The organism is Stenotrophomonas sp. 704A1 (assembly GCF_030549525.1).
GTDB classification, from domain to species: Bacteria; Pseudomonadota; Gammaproteobacteria; order Xanthomonadales; family Xanthomonadaceae; genus Stenotrophomonas; species Stenotrophomonas tuberculopleuritidis.
Genome location: NZ_CP130831.1, coordinates 3,990,700 through 4,008,846 on the forward strand (window position 1 = coordinate 3,990,700; position 18,147 = coordinate 4,008,846).

An 18,147-nucleotide genomic window follows, 5' to 3' on the forward strand; every position below is an offset into this window, starting at 1 on the left:
AGGGGGATCAGGAACTGCGGATATGCGGTACTGCTGGCAGTCTGCCGTGTGGTGAATGGTTTCGACAGGTGAATTTACGCGATAACCATCACAGTTTTAATGTGAAATCCAGCGATCATCACCTGGGTTTTATGTGACTGAAAGGGTTCAGCGTTGGCGAAAGCGGTGGACACCTGTGGGGTCGGAGCCCTCCCTGCGGAAAGAGCCCTCGCCGCAGGCAGTCAGATCTTCAGATAGATCCTGCGCCGGTCCAGCCACCACGCCACGCCCCACCACAGCGCGACGAACACCGACGCCTGCAGCATCGAGGCCAGCTCCAGCGCCTGTGGCATCGCTGCGGCCAGCTGTTGCCAGACCCACCCCCAGGCACCCACCGCCAGCAGCACCACCGAGATCACCGAGGCGCCCAGGTAGGCCGTGATCGCGTTGACCCCGAAGCGACGGCCCAGCGCGGGCCAGCCCTTCTGGTCGATCAGCACGTGGCCCAGCCACAGTGCCAGCGCTGCCAGGCCACCGCTCCACAGCACATAGCTCGGCGTCCACAGCTGCTTGTTCAACGGCAGCGCGGTGGCCAGCAGCAACCCCAGCACAGCGGTTGCCACGCCCAGCCCGGCCAGGGCGGCAGCGCGCCCATTGCGCAGCAGGCCACCGGCCAGCAGGCCGAGCACGGTGCTGGCCAGGGCCCCCAGGGTGCTCAGCAATCCTTCCGGGTCGTGCCCCAGCCCGGTATCGGCGTGCCACTGGTAGATCCACGGGGCGAACAGCGTGGTATCCAGACGGCTGGCCGGATTGGTCCATGGCGCCAGATCGCCAATGCCCAGCAGCAGCACGGTGTACCCCACCAGCAGCGTGACCAGCACGGCCGCCTGCACGCGCGGTCGCGCATACACCGCCAGCACGCCGACCAGCGCCGCACACGCCGCGATCCGCTGCAGCACGCCCCAGATGCGGAAGTGGTGCGTATGCAGCGCCCACCACACCAGCAGGTGCAGCAGTACACCGGCAAGCGCGATACGCAATGCGCGTTCCAGCACGCTACGCAGCAGCGCCGGCCGCGCGGCCGGATCCAGCGCGCGCGGTGCCACACTGAAGGCCATCGACACGCCGACCAGGAACAGGAAGAACGGGAACACCAGGTCGGTGGGCGTGCAGCCATGCCACTCCGCGTGGCGCAGCGGCGCGAACACCGCACTCCAGTCACCCGGGTTGTTGACCAGCAGCATCGCCGCCACGGTCATGCCGCGCAGGGCGTCGATCGAGCCCAGCCGGCGTGGCGGCGCAGCGGTCATCAGGCGGCCTCGTACTGGCCGGCGATCCAGGTGCCGCGCACCTGCAGGGCGTCGTCCAGCAGCACCAGGTCGGCCTGGTAGCCCTCGGCGATATGGCCCAGGCGGTCATCGACGTTGAGGAACTGCGCCGGGTAGGTCGAGGCCATGCGCGCGGCTTCGGCCAGCGGCTGGCCGAGCAGCTGCACGGTGTTGCGCACCGCCGTGGCCATGTCCAGCGCCGAACCGGCCAGTGCCCCGGCGGCATTGCGCACCACGCCGTCGATGGCGGTGATGGTTTCGCCATACAGCACGTAGCTCGGATCGTCGGCCCCGACCGGCGGCATCGCATCGGTCACCAGCAGCAGGCGGCCGCGCGGCTTGGCCGCCAGCGCCACGCGCAGGCTGGCCGGGTGCACGTGAACGCCATCGACGATGATGCCGATCCAGCTGTCGCGATCTTCCAGCGCGGCCCCCACCGCCCCCGGCTCACGGCCCTGCAGCGGCGACATCGCGTTGTACAGATGGGTGAAGCCGCGCACGCCGGCATCCAGTCCGGCACGGATCTCTTCATAGGTCCCGGCGGTATGCCCGGCCGCGACGATCACCCCGCGCTCGACCAGCGCACGCACGGTGTCCAGCGGCACGCGCTCCGGCGCCAGGGTCAGCAGGGTCACGCCGTTGTCCAGCGAGGCCGCCAGTGCGATCTCCGCCTCGTCCGGCACGCGGAACTTGCTGGCATCGTGGGTGCCCTTGCGCGCCGGTGCGATGTACGGGCCCTCCAGGTGGATGCCGATCACCCCCGGCACGCCTTGTGCGATCGCTTCGCGCAGTGCGGCGATGGCCTCGCGCATCACCGCCACGTCGTCACTGATCAGGGTCGGCAGCAGTGCCGTGGTGCCGAAACGCCGATGCGCCTGCGCGATCGTGCGCAGCGCGGCGACGTCCGGCGTATTGTTGAACAGCGCGCCGCCGCCGCCGTTGACCTGTACGTCGATGAAGCCGGGCAGCAGCCAGCCGCCGCCCAGATCCACCTGCTCGTCGGCGGCGCCCAGCTGCGGTGCGGCGTCGGGCAGCAGCGCGCTGATGCGGCCCGCTTCGATCACCACCGCGAGGTCGTCGCGGAAATCGTCGCCGGTGAGCACGCGCGCGTTGCGCAGCACCGTCTTGCGCGGAGCGGTGGCCATCAGACGGTCTCCGTGACCTTGTTCAGATGCGGCGGCAGGTCCGGGTTGAAACCGCGGCGCAGCGCCAGGGCGTTGATCGCGCGATAGAAGCTCTGCACGGTCAGCAGCGGTGCGCACAACGGGTGCGGCGCGGCCGCCACCGGCAGGTTGCCGCCGGCGCCGGCCAGCCACACCTGTGCCCCGCGCGCGGTGAATTCCTCGGCCACGGCCCGGGTGCCGGCGCCGGTCTCATCCGGTTGGGCGAAGGCCAGCACCGGGAAACCGCGGTCGACCAGCGCCATCGGTCCGTGCTTGACCTCGGCCGAGCTGTAGGCCTCGGCGTGCAGGCTGCAGGTTTCCTTAAACTTCAGCGCGGCTTCCTGCGCGGCGCCCAGGCCCAGGCCACGGCCCAGCACGAACAGGTTGTTGGCCTCCACCAGGCCATCGGTGAGTGCGGTCCAGTCACATTGCCAGGCGTCGCGCAGCGCATCAGGCAGCAGGTCCAGCGCATTGCGCAGCGCGCTGTCCTGCTTCCAGTAAGCGGCCAACTGCAGCAGCGCCGACAGTGAGGCGAGGTAGCTCTTGGTGGCCGCCACGCTCTTCTCGGCGCCGGCGTGCAGCGGAATGACCGTATCGGCCAGCTGTGCCAGCGGCGAATCCTCGACGTTGACCAACGCCACCACGCGTGCACCGGCGGCCTTGGCCGCTTCGGCGTTGCGCAGCAGATCCGGGCTCTTGCCGGACTGCGAGATGACCAGGAACAGCGCGCCACGCAGCTGCAGCGGTGCGGCGTACACCGAGCCGACCGACGGCGATGCCGAGGCGACCACCAGCCCGAGCTGGGTTTCCAGCAGGTACTTGCCATAGGTGGCGGCGTGGTCGGAGCTGCCGCGTGCGCAGGTGACCACGAACGGCGGCGGCGCCGCACGCAGGCTGGCGGCCAGCGTTTCCATCACCGCGTGGTTGCGGGCGAACTGGCGGGCAACGACGTCGGCCGCTTCGGCGGCCTCGGCGAACATCAGGGTAGCGGTAGCGTCGGACAGCGACATGGCGGGCTCAGGCGGGATCGGAAGGAAGGGGGCGTACGCCGGCCGGGCGCATCGGTGCGGTCGACCCGCGCACCACCAGCTGTGGCACGAAGCCCTGGTTGTGCAGCGCTGCCGGGGCATCGTCGTAGGCATCGCTGCGCAGCTGCGCGATCAGCAGGCGCGCAGCATGACGGGCGATGTCCTCGGTGGCCTGCTTGGCGGTGGTCAGCGGCGGCCAGGACTGACGCGAGAACGGGCTGTCCTCGAAGCCGGCGATGGACAGATCGTAGGGCACGTTCATGCCGGCCGACTTCGCCGCAGCGAGCACGCCGGCGGCGATTTCATCGTTGGAGCCGAAGATGGCGGTGGGCGGTTCACGCAGGGCCAGCAGGCGGCGGGCGCCGCGGAAGCCATCGTCGAAGGTGTAGTCGCCCTGCACCACCAGGTGCTTGTCCACGGTCATGCCGTAGTCCTTCAGCGCGGCTTCGTAGCCGGCATAGCGCTCGCCCGAGGAACGGTGCGAGATGCCGCCCCAGAGGAAACCGATGCGCTGGTGGCCCAGTTGGATCAGGTGCTCGGTGATCTCGTAGGCGGCCTCGCGGTCGTCGACGAAGACGCAGGCGCCATCGGCCGGATCCTCGGTGGCGGCGATGATCCGCACCAGCTTGATGCCACGCGCGGTCAGCGCCTGGATCAGGTCGCGGCGCTCGGACATCGGCGCGGTCAGCACCAGCCCGGCCAGCCGCGAGCGCTGCACCCAGTCGGCCAGTTCATCGGCCAGCAGCGGCGAACTGGAATCGCACGGGTGGATCTGCAGGCCGAAGCCGGTTTCGCGGCAGGCTGCGAGCACGCCGTTCTGCACGCCGATGATGTGGTACGGGTTGGGGTTGTCGTACACCAGACCGATCACGAAGGTGGTACCGCTGCGCAGGTTGCGCGCGGACGGATCGGGTTCGTAGTCGAGTTCGGCAATGGCGCGCAGTACCCGCGCGCGGGTGGCCTGCATCACCGAGGGCTCGTTGTTGATCACCCGCGATACGGTCTTCAGCGAGACCTTGGCCTTCTCGGCAACGTCCTTGATGGTCGCTCTGCGCATCGGCTTTTCCTGGGGTTGGCTGCCGTCCATCATCGCCGATCAGACCTTGTCCTGCGGCAGGCCGGCGCGATGGCCGACCACCGAGTAGAACAGGATGTACAGGTAGCAGGGCACCATCAGCAGCAGGAACACCAGCTGGAAATCGATGTGCTGCTTGAGCACCGCAAACAGCTGCGGAATGATCGCGCCGCCGGCGATGCCCATCACCAGCAGCGCCGACCCGGTTTCGGTGAACCGGCCCAGGCCGCGGATGGCCAGCGGGAAGATCGCCGGCCACATCATCGCGTTGGCAAAGCCCAGCAGTGCCACGAAGGCCACCGACACGTAGCCGTGGGTGAAGAACGCACCCAGGCAGAACACCACGCCCAGCACCGCCGAAAGGGTCAGGTAGCGCGACTGCGAGACCACCCGCGGGATCAGCGCCAGGCCGACCACATAGCCGATCAGCATGGCGAACAGGGTGAACGAGGTGAACATCTTGGTCTGGTCCAGCGGCAGGTCGAAGCCATGGCCGTAGGTGCCGATCGCATCGCCGGCCATCACCTCCACGCCCACGTACACGAACAGGCACAGCACGCCCAGCCACAGGTGCGGGAACTGGAAGATGCTGCGGCGCTCGGCGGCGCCCGCCGCACCGGCCGGCGTGGCATTGGCCTCGGAGGCCTTGATTTCAGGCAGCGGCGAGAACAGCACGGCCACGGCCAGCACCACCAGCAGCGCGGCCATGGCCAGGTAGGGCGCATGGATCTTGGCCGCGAACTCGTTCAGCAGCGTGGCCTTGGTGGCTGCATCGGCGGCCTGCACCTGCGCATCGAGATCACCGATGCCGTGCAGCACCAGCGTGCCGATCAGCACCGGGGCCAGGATGCCGGCGATCTTGTTGCAGATGCCCATCAGGGCAATGCGCCGCGCTGCGGTTTCGATCGGGCCGAGGATGGAGATGTAGGGGTTGATGGCGGTCTGCAGCAGCGCCAGGCCACTGCCGATCACGAACAGCCCGCCGAGCGCACCGGGGTACCAGCGTTGCGTGGCGAACTCGCCGAACAATGCAGCGCCACCGGCCATCACCAGCAGGCTCAGGCTGAGGCCCTTCTTCATGCCGGTGCGGCGCAGGATCCACGAGGCCGGCAACGCCAGGAAGAAGTAGGACAGGTAGAACACCATCAGCACCAGGAAGGCACCGACTTCGCTGAGCTCGAAGGCCAGCTTGACGAAGGTGATCAACGGGCCGTTGAGCCAGGTGAAGAAGCCGATCAGGAAGAACAGCACGCCGACGATGGCGATGGACGAGGCCACGTTCGGGCGTGCGCTTGCAGCGGGGACGGCTGACATCAGGAGGGCTCCTGCGGCGACGGTCGCAGAACACGACGTCGGAGAGTGGCTGGGAACAACGTTGTCACATTCTTTCGATGGACGAGGGCGTTTTGTCAACGCCGGAACGCAGGCGCCGAAACCGCATGCTGCACTGCGCAAGCCGCCGCCCGACGCTTCCGCTGAATGCACTTCACCCTTGAAAGCCCTCGCTGCAAGGGTTCCGACCGGGATGCTGCATTCACGTCATGTAAACGTTTACGGCCCTCCGCATTCGCTGCGGCGCAGCAACGAAAGTGTCACGAACTCGTTGACATCGTTGTCAACGCGGTTACAGACTCCGCCCCAATCGCCGGTCCCATCACGCCCCCTTTCCGGGCCCGGCCCCACCTGCAGCAGGAGCCCGCGTGACCGCCAGCCACCCCGCCCCGGCCCATGCCCTGTCCCCCGTCGCGCCCTCGTTCCTGGCGGCCGACGTGGGTGGCACCCATGTGCGTGTCGCCCGGGTCCAGGCCAGCGGCGACGATGCCCACCCGGTGCAGGTGCTGGACTACCGCAAGTACCGCAATGCCGACCACGCCGGCCTCAGCGCGATCCTGAGCGACTTCCTCGGCGAAGGCGCGCGCCCGGCGCACTGCGTGGTCGCCACCGCCGGCTATGCCCGCGAGGACGGCACGGTGATCACCGCCAACGTGCCGTGGCCGCTGTCGGCACGGCAGATCGAGGCCGACGTCGGCGTGCAGCGGGTCCACATCGTCAATGATTTCGAAGCGGTGGCCTACGCCGCCGCGCAGGTCGATGCCAGTGGCGTTCTGCACCTGTGCGGCCCGGACAGCGCGCCGCGCGGCCCGACCCTGGTGGTGGGCCCGGGCACCGGCCTGGGCGCGGCACTGTGGATCCCGACCGCCAACGGCCCGGTGGTGCTGGCCACCGAAGCCGGCCAGCCGACCCTGGCCGCCAGCACCGAACTGGAGATGGCCATCGTCCGCCACATGCAGCGCGACCGCGCGCACGTGTCGATCGAACATGCGCTGTCCGGCCCCGGCCTGATGAACCTGTACCGCGCCGTCTGCGCGCTGCAGGACCAGGCCCCTGCCCTGGCCAGCCCCGATGCGGTCACCGCTGCGGCGATGGCCGGCACCGACCCGCTGGCGCGGCAGGCGCTGGATGTGTTCTGCGGCCTGCTCGGCAGCACCATCGGCGACATGGCGCTGTTCTATGGCGCCCATGGCGGTGTCTACCTGGCCGGCGGCATCCTGCCGCAGATCCGCGAGTACCTGCACACCAGCACCTTCGTCGAACGCTACCTGCAGAAGGGGCCGATGGGCGAGGCGCTGGCGCGCATCCCGGTGAAGGTGGTCGAGCACGGGCAGCTGGGCGTGATCGGCGCCGCCAGCTGGTTCCTGCTCCACGCCGACGCCTGAACCTGCAATCGGCTTCAACGCAATCGCAGCACGCAGTACGTGGCACGCCAATGCACGGGACATCGCCAGCCCGCGCCCCCCAACGCAGTCGCAATCGAATATCGCCGCCGGTATCCAATCGAGTGATGAGGAGAGACATCATGAACACCTGCAAGACCCTGCTTTCGGCCGCCATCGTCAGCTGCCTCGCCTTCACTGCACACGCGCAGCAGGCCAGCCCCGCCCCGACCGCCACCGATCTGGATACCGTGACCGTCACCGGCATCCGTGGTTCGATGGAAAAGTCGCTCGATACCAAGCGCGAAGCCAATGCGCGCGTGGAAGTGGTGACCGCTGAAGACGTGGGCAAGCTGCCCGCACACAACGTGGCCGACACCCTGCAGCGCCTGCCGGGCGTCAACATCAGCTCGTCCAGCGCCGACGAAGGCGGCTTCGACGAAGCCGACCGTGTCAGCCTGCGCGGCACCAGCCCCAGCCTCACCCAGACCCTGATCAACGGCCACACCGTCGGTTCGGCCGACTGGTTCGTGCTCAGCCAGGGCAACAACGTAGGCCGCAGCGTCAGCTACTCGCTGCTGCCGTCCGAGCTGGTCAGCTCGGTGGAAGTGAACAAGTCCTCGCAGGCCAAGCTGCAGGACGGCGGCACCACCGGTACCGTCAACATCATCACCCGCAAGCCGCTGGAGTTCTCCAAGCAGTTCACCGCGGAAGGCTCGATCGGCATGGTGCGCTCGGACCAGGCCAAGTCGAACGACCCGCAGTACTCGGCGCTGTTCAACTACAAGAACGAGGAAGGCACCTTCGGCGTGATGGTGCAGGGCTTCAGCCAGAAGCGCGAGCTGCGCCGTGAAGCGCAGGAGATTCCGGGCGGCTTCTTCAAGATCGGCGCCAACGATCCGGTTGCCCTGACCAATCCCGACCTGATCGGTGTCAACGTTCCCGGCCTGCTGGGTTCGACCCTGTTCGAACAGACCCGCGAGCGCAAGGGCGGCCTGGTCTCGCTGCAGTTCAAGCCGAGCGACAACCTGACCCTGGGCCTGAACGGCTTCACTTCCGAACTGGAAGCGAACAACTACAACCGCAACTTCATGATGTTCGGCAACAGCTTCGCCAAGTCGCAGGCGCCGGATCCGGGCTATGTGGTGAAGGATGGCGTGCTGACCAATGCCAACTACACCGGCGTGCCGGGCACCGACTACGCGGTGTACGACATGATCTACCGCGAGTCGAAGGCCAAGTCGAGCTATGTCACCTTCGATGCCGACTGGCAGATCAGCGACAGCCTGACCGCCAAGTTCCAGGCCGGCAGCACCAAGGGCACCGGCGAGACTCCGCGCCAGTACATCGCCGAAGTGACCCTGGCCAATGGCGGTGGCGCCAGCTGGGCCACCCATGGCGCCGGCTCGCCGATCGACTGGAACGTCGGCGGCGATCTCTCGCCCAACGGCGTCACCAGCTTCGGCACCTGGGGCAACCAGCAGGTCACCGCGGAGGACAAGGAGAAGTGGGCCACGCTCGACTTCAACCAGTACTTCAGCGATGGCGGCGTGCTGAGCTCGATCGACTTCGGCGTGCGTTTCGCCGACCACAAGCGCGAGGCGCTGTCGCCGGAAGGCGCAACCCCGGGTGATATCTGGAGCGCGCTGAAGAGCGGCGCCACGTCCAGCTACCCGAACGGCTTCGCCGGCGACATCGGCGGCACCTTCCCGCGCAACATCTGGTACTTCACCCCGGGTGCGCTGAAGGATGCGGTGACCAACAACTCCACCTGGCTGGCCGGCAACGACGGCCCGACCGGTCGCCACAACTACGGCGCCGAGTGGCAGGTGAAGGAGAAGAACTACGCCGGCTACGTGCAGGCCAACTTCCGCGGTGACTGGTGGAGCGGCAACCTGGGCCTGCGCTACGTCAACATCAAGCAGGACATCAACACCTACAACGCGGTCAGCAACGCCGCCGATGCCGATGTCAGCAGCCTGTTCGGCATGTGGGAGCGCATGGCGTTCCAGAACAAGCGCAACCGCGTGCTGCCCAGCGCCAACATCAAGTTCGACCTGGACGACAACCTGGTGCTGCGCGTGGCCGCGTCGCAGACCCAGACCCTGCCGGACTACTCGGCACTGGGCGCCTCCTCGTACGGTTCCGACCTGAACCGTACCGGCGGCGGCGGCAACCCGAACCTCAAGCCGACCCTGTCGACCAACCTGGATGCCAACCTGGAGTGGTACTTCATGCCGCGCGGCCTGCTGTCGATCGGCGCCTACCACATGGACCTGAAGGACTACATCGCCTTCGACGTGGTCTCGCGCCAGCTGTACAGCGAACTGACCAACCAGCTCGAGACCTACCAGATTTCCACCCCGATCAACGCCGACGGCAAGGTCACCGGCGTGGAAGTGGCCTACGAGCAGCCGATCGGCGAGTACTTCGGCGTCAACGCCAACTACACCTACGCCAACGGCAGCACCGCCCACACCTGGTCGGACGGCTCGCACAACCTGCTGGGCACCTCGAAGAACACCTACAACGTGGGTGCCTACTTCGAGAACGAGCGCTTCGGCGCGCGGGTCAGCTACACCCGCCGCTCTTCGTTCCTGATCAGCCTGTCGGGCACCAACCCGTACTACCAGGATGACTTCGGCACGCTGTCGGCCTCGCTCAGCTTCAAGGCGACCGACTGGCTGAGCATCAGCCTGGACGGCCTGAACCTCAACAACCCGACCTACAAGTACTACCAGACCGCGGCCATCCCGACCTCGTTCTACAGCAACGGTCGCCAGTACTATCTGAACTTCCGCTTCAAGTACTGATCCACCGGCAGCTGCATCGCCGAGCCGTGCACGCACGCCGGGCCTGGGTCACACCGGGCCCGGCGTTTTTCATGTATAGCGAACCCCGCACCGATCCAAGGAGTCGTTCCGATGACGAAGTCCTCCCGCGCCAGGATGCGCAGCCTCGTGCTGCTGGGCAGCCTGCTGGCCGCCCTGCCTGCCCTGCCCGTGCTCGCCGCCGATGCACCGGTGAACAACGAGGCGCCCGGCCCGCAGCTGCGCGCCGGCAGCCTGATGCTGATTCCTGCGCCGGCCAGCGTGCAGCGTGGCAGCGGCACCGGCATCACCGTGACCGCCGGTACCGCCGTGCACGCTGATGGCGAAGCGGCGCAGCGCGTCGCGCGGCAGTTCGCCGACCTGCTGGCACGCAGTGGTGGTCCGCGTCTGGCCGTGGCAACCGGCAAGGGCACCGCCAGCGGCGGTGGCATCCGCTTCGAGATCGTGCCGACCTTCCGTGACAGCGGCGAGGGCTACACGCTGGAAAGCACCGCGCAGGGTGTACGGGTGCAGGCCGGCAACGAGACCGGCCTGTTCTATGGCGCCACCACCCTGGCCCAGCTGGCCACGGGCGGCAGCAACGGCGTACTGCCGGCCGTGCAGATCCAGGATGCGCCACGCTTCAGCTGGCGCGGCTTCATGCTTGATTCCGCGCGCCACTTCCAGAGCCTGGACGAGATCAAGCGCGTGCTGGACGCGATGGCCGCGCACAAGCTCAACACCTTCCACTGGCACCTGACCGACGACCAGGGCTGGCGCATGGAGATCAAGCGCTATCCGAAGCTGACCGACGTGGGCAGCTGTCGCCTGCCGGCAGGCGATGGCGGCATCGATCCGGTCAGCGGCAAGGAACATCCGTACTGCGGCTTCTACACGCAGGAACAGATCCGCGAGGTGATCGCCTATGCCGCCAAGCTGCATATCCAGGTGATTCCGGAAATCGACGTGCCCGGTCATGCCACCGCCGCGATCGCCGCCTATCCCGAACTGGGTTCGATCAGCACGCCGCTGAAGCCGATCAGCGAATGGGGCGTGTTCCCGAACCTGTTCAACGTGGAAGACAGTACCGTCACCTTCCTCGAGAACGTGCTGGAAGAAGTCATCGCCCTGTTCCCGGCCAAGTACGTGCACGTGGGTGGCGACGAGGCGGTGAAGGACCAGTGGGAGGCGTCCAGGCAGGTGCAGCAGCGCATGCGTGCGCTGGGCATCAAGGATGAGATGGCCATGCAGAGCCACATCATCAAGCGCCTGGAAACCTTCCTGGAGCAGCACGACCGGCGCCTGATCGGCTGGGACGAGATCCTCGAAGGCGGCCTGCCGCCGCAGGCCACGGTGATGTCCTGGCGCGGCACCGAAGGCGGCCTGGCCGCCGCCAGCAGCGGCCACGACGTGGTGATGTCGCCGGTCAGCCATCTGTACCTGGATTACCTGCAGACGGCCTCGCCGAACGAACCGCCGGGCCGCCCGACGCAGGTGAACCTCGGCAAGCTGTACAACTTCGAACCGGTACCGGCCGATCTGGCCGCCGACAAGCGCGGACACATCCTCGGCCTGCAGGCCAACATGTTCACCGAGCACACGCGCAGCTACGCGCGCCTGCAGCACAACCTGTTCCCGCGCCTGGCCGCGGTGGCCGAGACCGGCTGGAGCACGCCGGAACAGCGTGACTTCCGCGACTTCCTCGCACGCCTGCCGGCGCAGCTGCAGCGCTACCGCGCCTGGGGCCTGGCCTATGCGCAGACCCCGTTCGAAGTGGACGTGGCCTACACCGATGACCGCAGCAGCAACACCGTCACCGTCTCGCTGGCCAATCCGCTGGGCTACGAGGTGCGCTACAGCACCGACGGCCAGCCGGTCAGTGCACGTTCGCCGCTGTACCGGCAACCGCTGACCGCGCCGCTGCCGGCCAGCGTGCAGGCCGCTGCGTTCTACCAGGGCCAGATGCTGGCGGCGGCACCGACGGTGGCCGCGTATACCGCGCAGTCGCTGCTGTCGCGGCACAGCCAGGAGCTGCTCAGCTGCGTCGGTGAAAAGGGACTGGTCCTGCGCCTGGAAGACGATGGCCCGCGCGAAGGCACCCGCGCGGTGTTCACCGTCGACATCTTCCAGCCGTGCTGGCGCTGGCCGCAGGCGCAGCTGGACGGCATCGGCAGCGTGCAGGTGCGCGCAGGGCGCATTCCGTACTACTTCCAGCTGGCCCACGACGAGCCGAAGCGCCGGTTCGAAACGTCCAGGAGCGCGCACGGTGACATGCTGATCCGCCGTGGCGACTGCAGCGGCAAGGTGCTGGCGCAGGTCCCGCTGCCGGCCCAGCCCGACGCCGATGGCTTCGTGACCCTGCGCGCCGCGTTGCCGAAGGGCACCCGCGGCACCGATGACCTGTGCATCAACTTCACCGGTGATACGCGCCCGGCGATGTGGGTGCTGGATGAAGTAACGCTGGGGAACTGACGGCGGTCCTGCCCTCCGGTGCCGGCCCTGGCCGGCATCGGAGCGTCCACGCAGGGCGTGGATCTACGGGCAACCTACCCGCGCCAGCGCAGAAGCAGGTCGCGCAATGGGCTCAGCGCCGTGCCCAGGCCCACCAGCACGCCGATCGTGTTGGCCACTGCATCCATCGGATCAGCGCTGCGGTTGCTGGTCAGCGCGCCCTGTGCGAACTCGATGCCTATGCCCATCAGGACCAGCCCGAGGCCGACCCACAGTAACGGCCGGCCGCGCCGGAACAGCTGCACCGCACTGCCGGCCAGGATGAAATAGGCGAGGAAGTGCTCACCCTTGTCGCTGTTTTCCGGCAGCGGGATCGGCGGCGGTGGAATCAGGCAGACCACCACCACGGTCAGCACCGCGACCGCCCACAGCGCCAGCCACAGCGTGCGGCGGCGCAGCGGCTTCAGCACCGGTGCCGCCGCACTCACAGCCGCCAGCTCAGGTCACCCAGTTCGAAGGCCGGTTCGAAATCCACATCGCGCTGCAGGCCGATGGCCTGGAAGCGTTCGCCCATCTCGGTCGGCAGGGTCAGCTTCTTGACCTGGTCGCGCAGCTGGATGCGGCCCACTTCATCGGTGCGCTCTTCGGCCAGGGCCAGTACCTGGTCCAGGCCATTGCCGAGCAGGAAGCTGGCCTGGCTGCAGTAGCCGGCCAGTTCGAAGCCGCCGTGCAGGCCGGCCTCGGCCATGGCGGTGAAATCCACCGACGCGGTGATGTCCTGCAGGCCCGGCCAGCGGTACACCTCGTTGTGCACATGGTGGCGGTAGAACGCGCGCACGGTGCCGTCATCGCGGTCGGGCTGGTAGAACTCGCCCCGGTTGTAGCCGTAATCGACGAACAGCATCGCGCCACGCTGCAGGCCACCGGCCACCGCCTGCAGCCAGTACGGCAGCTGCGGCAGCACTTCGGAGCGATAGCCCTCGGCGAACGGCGTCTGCAGGTAGCGTTCGATATGCCGCACCGCGCCGTTGAGCAGGACGTCGGCCGGCTGCGCGCCGCGCATGAAGTTGCCCTCGCCATCGAGCTCGACGGTTTCCTCATAGACCTCGCCGTCCTTGATCAGGAAGCGTGGCGTCGGCAGCGCGTCGATCACCTCGTTGGCGAACACCACCCCTTCCCAGTCGTCCTCGAAAGGACGATCGACCCATTCAACGCGGCTGGCCAGCTCGGCCGGCAGGTTCTGCTGCAGGCGCTGCTGCTGGCGCTCGCGCAGATCGGCACTGGGTTCGAGGATGGCGTAGCGCGCCGGCAGCGCTTCCAGCTCGGCCAGGCGCAGCAGCACTGCTTCGGCGAAGGCGCCGGTGCCACCGCCCAGTTCCAGCAGGCGCGCCTGCGCCCCCAGCTGGCCGAATACCGGGGCCAGCGCATTGGCCACGCTGCCCGCGAACAGGCTGCCCAGCTCCGGTGCGGTGGTGAAGTCGCCGCTGCCCCCGAACTTGCTGGCACCGGCGCTGTAATAGCCCCAGCCCGGCGCATACAGGCACAGCTCCATGAAGCGCGAGAACGGCATGGCCCCGCCCATCGCATGGATCTCGGCGCGCAGGGCGGCGGCGAGCTGGTCGCTGTGGGCCAGGGCATCGGCTTCGGGCAGGGGGAAGGTGGGCTGCATGGCGTCTTCGATTGCGGTGACAATGGTGCACAGGATAGCCGAGCCTTGGAGGACCCTCGATGAGCGACACCGCCCCCGTGGCCCTGATCACCGGCAGCGCGCGCCGGATCGGCGCGGCCATTGCCCGCCAGTTCCACGCCTGTGGCTGGTCGGTGGTGCTGCACGCCCATACCTCCAGCGCCGAGCTGCAGCAGGCCGCCTTCGATCTGGACAACGCACGGCCCGGCAGCGTGCTGGCCCTGCAGGCCGACCTGCGCGACGCCGAGGCCCTGCCCGACCTGGTCGAACAGGCCGTGGCCCATTTCGGCCGCCTCGATGCGCTGGTCAACAACGCCTCCAACTTCTTCCCCACCCCGCTGGGCCAGGTCACGGCCGAGGCGATGGACGAGCTGTACGCGGTCAATGCACGTGCGCCGCTGCTGCTGTCACAGGCCGCCGCGCCGTACCTGCGGCGTCAGCACGGCTGCATCGTCAACCTGACCGACCTGCACGGCACCGACCCGATGCGCGACCACATCGCCTACACCATGGCCAAGGCCGCACTGGAGATGGCCACCCGCTCGCTGGCGCTGGAGCTGGCGCCGAAGGTGCGGGTCAATGCAGTGGCCCCCGGCGCGATCCTGTGGCCGGAACAGGGCAAGGACGATTTCGCCCGCGAGGCCCTGCTGGCGCGCACGCCGCTGGCACGGACCGGCACCGTGGAAGAGATCGCCGAAGCGGTGTACTGGCTGGTGGCCGAGGCCAGCTTCGTGACCGGGCATACCCTGCGCGTGGATGGCGGGCGCACGGTCAGCTGACGATCCGCCGGGCATGGCCCGGCGCTACCGGATCACACAGATCGGTAGCGCCGGGCCATGCCCGGCGAACCACGCAGATCGGCAACGCCGCCCCATCCCCGACGAGCACGCAGACCGGTAGCGCCGGGCCATGCCCGGCGGCCACACAGATCGGCAACGCCACCCCATCCCCGGCGAACAACGCAGATCGGTAGCGCCGGGCCATGCCCGGCGGGCGCATCATTCCAGGTCCACGACCTCGAACGCTTCGCCATGCTGCTTGTGCGCGCGCCACAACGTGGCCAGGTCCAGCCCGCTGACCGGGTCGATGAAATCCGGAGCGATGTCGGCCAATGGCTTCAGCACGAAGGCATGTTTCAGTTCCGGGCGCGGGATGCGCAGGTGGCCGGGGCCTTCCACCACCAGGTCCCCGTAGAACACCACATCGATGTCCAGCGTACGGTCGGAGAAGCGCGGGCCGCTGCGGTCGCGACCGTGCGCGTCTTCCAGCGCATGCAGCCACTGATCCAGGGCCGGCAGCGGCAGATCGGTCTCGATCGCCACGCCGTTGTTGAGAAAGGCCGGGCCGTCGAAACCGACCGCCGCCGTACGGTAGGCCGGAGACACCCGCAGCGCACCGAAGCGCTCGCGCAGGGCCGCCACCGCGGCGTGAAGGTAGCGGCGGGGGTGGACGTTGCTGCCCAGGCTCAGGAGCACGGTGGTCATGCGGATCCGGTAACGGCAATCGGGAGGGCGCGGGCATGCCGTCGTCACAGCGGCCTGCCTACAATCCGGGACGCATATGATAGGGCACCGACATGACCTATTGCGTTGGAATCGAGGTCGACGAGGGCCTGGTCTTCGCCGCCGACACCCGGACCAATGCCTCGCTGGACGATGTCCGCGTGCACCGCAAGCTGCACGTGTTCGAATACCCCGGCAAGGCAGCCTATGTACTGATGGCGGCCGGCAACCTGGCCACCACCCAGCTGCTGGTCTCGCGGCTGAAGCGCGATGCCGGCGAGCGGCGCACGCCCAACCTGCACGACATGACCCACCTGTTCGAGGCCGCCGAGTATGTCGGCCGGCTGCTGGTGGACAGCCAGGTGCAGTGCGAGCACACCGAGCACGGCCATGACGGGGTCAATACCCAGGCCACGCTGATCTTCGGCGGCCAGATCGCCGGCGAGCAGGCCGGCCTGTACATGGTCTACCCGCTGGGCAACGCCATTGCCGCCTCGCCGGAGACCCCCTACCTGCAGATCGGCGAATCCAAGTACGGCAAGCCGATCCTGGACCGCATCATCAGCCCGGCCACGCAGCTGGAGGATGCCGCGCGCACGGCGATCGTGTCGCTGGATTCCACCATCCGCTCAAACCTGTCGGTGGGCCTGCCGATCGACCTGGCGCTGCTGCGCAACGGCGACCTGCGCATCGGCCAGCAGCTGCGCCTGGGCGCCGATTCGGCGCTGTACGCCGATATCCACCAGAACTGGTCGCGGCGGCTGGAACAGGCCGTGGCCAGCCTGCCCCGGTTCCCATGGGAAACCACGGACCGCGATGCCTGACATGCCGCCGGGCATGGCCCGGCGCTACCCACAGCCTTCGGTAGCGCCGGGCCATGCCCGGCGAGGTGCAGTCAGCCCAGCGCTTCGGCCACCGCGCGGAACACCTGCTGCATCTGCAGCGGCTTGCGCAGCACGTGCACCTCGATGCCGGCCGGGAACACATCCGCTGGCACATCCACCGCAGCGTCTTCCAGCACCAGCGCCGGGCCGCGGTACCCCAGCGTGGCCATTTCGCCCAGCAGCTGGCTGGCCGACAGCAGCTTTGACCCGGCATCGGCAATGACCAGCGCCGGCATCGCCTCCTGCTGCATCCAGCGCAGCGCGGCCGGGCCGTCGGATGCCAGCTGCAGCTGGTACCCCTGGCTGGACAGCGCATTGCCCAGCAGCGACAAGCGTGTGGCTTCGCCATCGACCACCAGGATCGACTGGCCACTGCCCAACGCCACCAGCTGTTCGACCGGCTCGCTGCCTTCGGCACTGGCATGCATCGGCAGGCGCAGTTCGAAGCAGGTGCCCTGCCCCGGCTGGCTGCTGACATGGATGCTGCCGCCGGCGCCTTCGACGATGCGCTTGCAGGAAATCAGGCCCAGGCCGGTGCCATCGGCCTTGGTGGTGAAGAACGGATTGAACAGGTGCGACAGGGTGTCCGCATCCATGCCGATGCCTTCGTCGACCACCCGGATGCACAGCCAGTCCTCGCCGTCGCGCTCGCCGCCATGGCGCGCAGTGAGGCTCAGGTTGCCGCCGTGCGGCATCGCCTGGATCGCATTGAGCGCCAGGTTCAGCAGCACCTGCTGCAGCTCGGTGTAGTTGGCGTCCACCACCAGGCCGTCATCCTCGACCAGCAGCTCCAGCCGCACCGCATCGGGCACGTTGCTGCGCAACAGCAGCGCCACCGCCTGGAACAGGTCGTCGATGTGGATGCGCTCGCTCGGCTTGCGCGAACCGCGCACGAACGACAGCATCGATTCGGCCATCTCGTGGCCACGGCGGCCGCACTCGGCGATCACGTCGGCCAGATGGTGCAGCTGCGGATCGTCGGTGCGCGCCTTCAGCAGGTCGGGCATGATCAGCAGCGGCTGCAGGATGTTGCGCAGGTCATGACTCAGGCCGGCAGCAAGCAGCGACAGGCTTTCCAGCCGCTGCGCGCGCATCAGTTCGGTTTCCACGCGCGAGCGCTCGATCGCGCTGCGTGCATCGCGGACCGCACGCGCCACCGCCGACGGCAGGCGGGCCGGCTGGTGCTTGATGATGTAATCGTTGGCGCCCTTCTGCAGTGCGGCCACCGCATTCTCTTCGCCCATGGTGCCGGAGACGAAGATGAAAGGCAGGTCGGGCAGTGCATTGCGCACGATGCGCAGCGCGTCGTCACCGGAAAATCCGGGCATGCTCAGGTCCGACAGCACGATGTCCGGCTCGAACCGGGCAAGCGCCTGGCGCAGTTCGTCAGCGCTCTCCACCCGCTCGAACGTGGCCTCCAGGCCCGCTTCGAGCATCTGTTCGGACATCAGCTCGGCATCCTCGGGGGAATCTTCCACCAGCAGGATGCGCAGTGCGCCGAGTGCGGGACCGGTCAAGGGCATGGG

General features: G+C 68.0%; 14 protein-coding genes. 5 read left to right on the top strand and 9 right to left on the bottom strand.

Features of this window, described 5'->3' with window-relative positions; all coding sequences use genetic code 11:
- Window positions 1-221: 221 nt before the first annotated feature.
- Genes Q5Z10_RS18220 through Q5Z10_RS18240 form a run of 5 tightly spaced genes read right to left on the bottom strand, consistent with a single transcriptional unit; the run spans window position 222 to window position 5,887 of the window.
- The gene (locus Q5Z10_RS18220) at window positions 222-1,289 is read right to left on the bottom strand and encodes an acyltransferase family protein (RefSeq protein WP_303636764.1); all 1,068 of its coding nucleotides are present in this window, start codon (window positions 1,287-1,289) and stop codon (window positions 222-224) included.
- Entirely contained in the window at window positions 1,289-2,452 is a 1,164-nt protein-coding gene (gene nagA / locus Q5Z10_RS18225) for an N-acetylglucosamine-6-phosphate deacetylase (protein WP_303636765.1), read from the bottom strand. Before nagA ends, Q5Z10_RS18220 begins: the two co-directional genes overlap by 1 nt.
- Window positions 2,452-3,480: an SIS domain-containing protein gene (locus Q5Z10_RS18230; RefSeq protein ID WP_303636766.1), complete on the bottom strand. Its 1,029-nt coding sequence runs from the start codon at window positions 3,478-3,480 to the stop codon at window positions 2,452-2,454. Before Q5Z10_RS18230 ends, nagA begins: the two co-directional genes overlap by 1 nt.
- Window positions 3,481-3,487: 7 nt before the next feature.
- Window positions 3,488-4,555: a LacI family DNA-binding transcriptional regulator gene (locus Q5Z10_RS18235; RefSeq protein WP_303636767.1), complete on the bottom strand. Its 1,068-nt coding sequence runs from the start codon at window positions 4,553-4,555 to the stop codon at window positions 3,488-3,490.
- Window positions 4,556-4,594: 39 nt separating this feature from the next.
- Entirely contained in the window at window positions 4,595-5,887 is a 1,293-nt protein-coding gene (locus tag Q5Z10_RS18240) for a sugar MFS transporter (RefSeq protein WP_303636768.1), read from the bottom strand.
- A 386-nt stretch (window positions 5,888-6,273) separates the two neighbouring features.
- Here Q5Z10_RS18240 and Q5Z10_RS18245 point away from each other — a divergent pair, with 386 nt between their 5' ends.
- From Q5Z10_RS18245 to Q5Z10_RS18255, 3 genes are all read left to right on the top strand, one after another.
- Window positions 6,274-7,290: a glucokinase family protein gene (locus Q5Z10_RS18245; protein WP_303636769.1), complete on the top strand. Its 1,017-nt coding sequence runs from the start codon at window positions 6,274-6,276 to the stop codon at window positions 7,288-7,290.
- Window positions 7,291-7,430: 140 nt separating this feature from the next.
- On the top strand, window positions 7,431-10,100 hold the full coding sequence (locus tag Q5Z10_RS18250) for a TonB-dependent receptor (RefSeq protein WP_303636770.1): 2,670 nt from the start codon (window positions 7,431-7,433) through the stop codon (window positions 10,098-10,100).
- 111 nt (window positions 10,101-10,211) lie between these two features.
- Window positions 10,212-12,569 carry a beta-N-acetylhexosaminidase gene (locus tag Q5Z10_RS18255; RefSeq protein ID WP_303636771.1) on the top strand — a complete coding sequence of 786 codons (2,358 nt, stop codon included), beginning with the start codon at window positions 10,212-10,214 and terminating at the stop codon, window positions 12,567-12,569.
- Window positions 12,570-12,643: 74 nt separating this feature from the next.
- Here the strand turns inward: Q5Z10_RS18255 and Q5Z10_RS18260 are convergent, their stop codons facing one another.
- Both Q5Z10_RS18260 and Q5Z10_RS18265 read right to left on the bottom strand, forming a co-directional pair.
- The gene (locus Q5Z10_RS18260; protein WP_303636772.1) at window positions 12,644-13,036 is read right to left on the bottom strand and encodes a VanZ family protein; all 393 of its coding nucleotides are present in this window, start codon (window positions 13,034-13,036) and stop codon (window positions 12,644-12,646) included.
- Entirely contained in the window at window positions 13,033-14,217 is a 1,185-nt protein-coding gene (locus Q5Z10_RS18265; RefSeq protein ID WP_303636773.1) for a class I SAM-dependent methyltransferase, read from the bottom strand. Before Q5Z10_RS18265 ends, Q5Z10_RS18260 begins: the two co-directional genes overlap by 4 nt.
- Before the next feature lie 59 nt (window positions 14,218-14,276).
- On the opposite strand from Q5Z10_RS18265, the gene Q5Z10_RS18270 reads away from it, so the two are divergent.
- Window positions 14,277-15,014: a pteridine reductase gene (locus Q5Z10_RS18270; RefSeq protein ID WP_303636774.1), complete on the top strand. Its 738-nt coding sequence runs from the start codon at window positions 14,277-14,279 to the stop codon at window positions 15,012-15,014.
- 219 nt (window positions 15,015-15,233) lie between these two features.
- Here the strand turns inward: Q5Z10_RS18270 and folK are convergent, their stop codons facing one another.
- Window positions 15,234-15,719 carry a 2-amino-4-hydroxy-6-hydroxymethyldihydropteridine diphosphokinase gene (folK, locus tag Q5Z10_RS18275; RefSeq protein WP_303636775.1) on the bottom strand — a complete coding sequence of 162 codons (486 nt, stop codon included), beginning with the start codon at window positions 15,717-15,719 and terminating at the stop codon, window positions 15,234-15,236.
- A 92-nt stretch (window positions 15,720-15,811) separates the two neighbouring features.
- On the opposite strand from folK, the gene Q5Z10_RS18280 reads away from it, so the two are divergent.
- Complete coding sequence (locus tag Q5Z10_RS18280) at window positions 15,812-16,561, top strand: proteasome-type protease (protein WP_303636776.1); 750 nt, start codon at window positions 15,812-15,814, stop codon at window positions 16,559-16,561.
- A 71-nt stretch (window positions 16,562-16,632) separates the two neighbouring features.
- Here the strand turns inward: Q5Z10_RS18280 and Q5Z10_RS18285 are convergent, their stop codons facing one another.
- Window positions 16,633-18,144 (bottom strand): ATP-binding response regulator, encoded by a 1,512-nt coding sequence (locus tag Q5Z10_RS18285; RefSeq protein WP_303636777.1) that lies wholly within the window; start codon window positions 18,142-18,144, stop codon window positions 16,633-16,635.
- Window positions 18,145-18,147 lie beyond the last annotated feature (3 nt).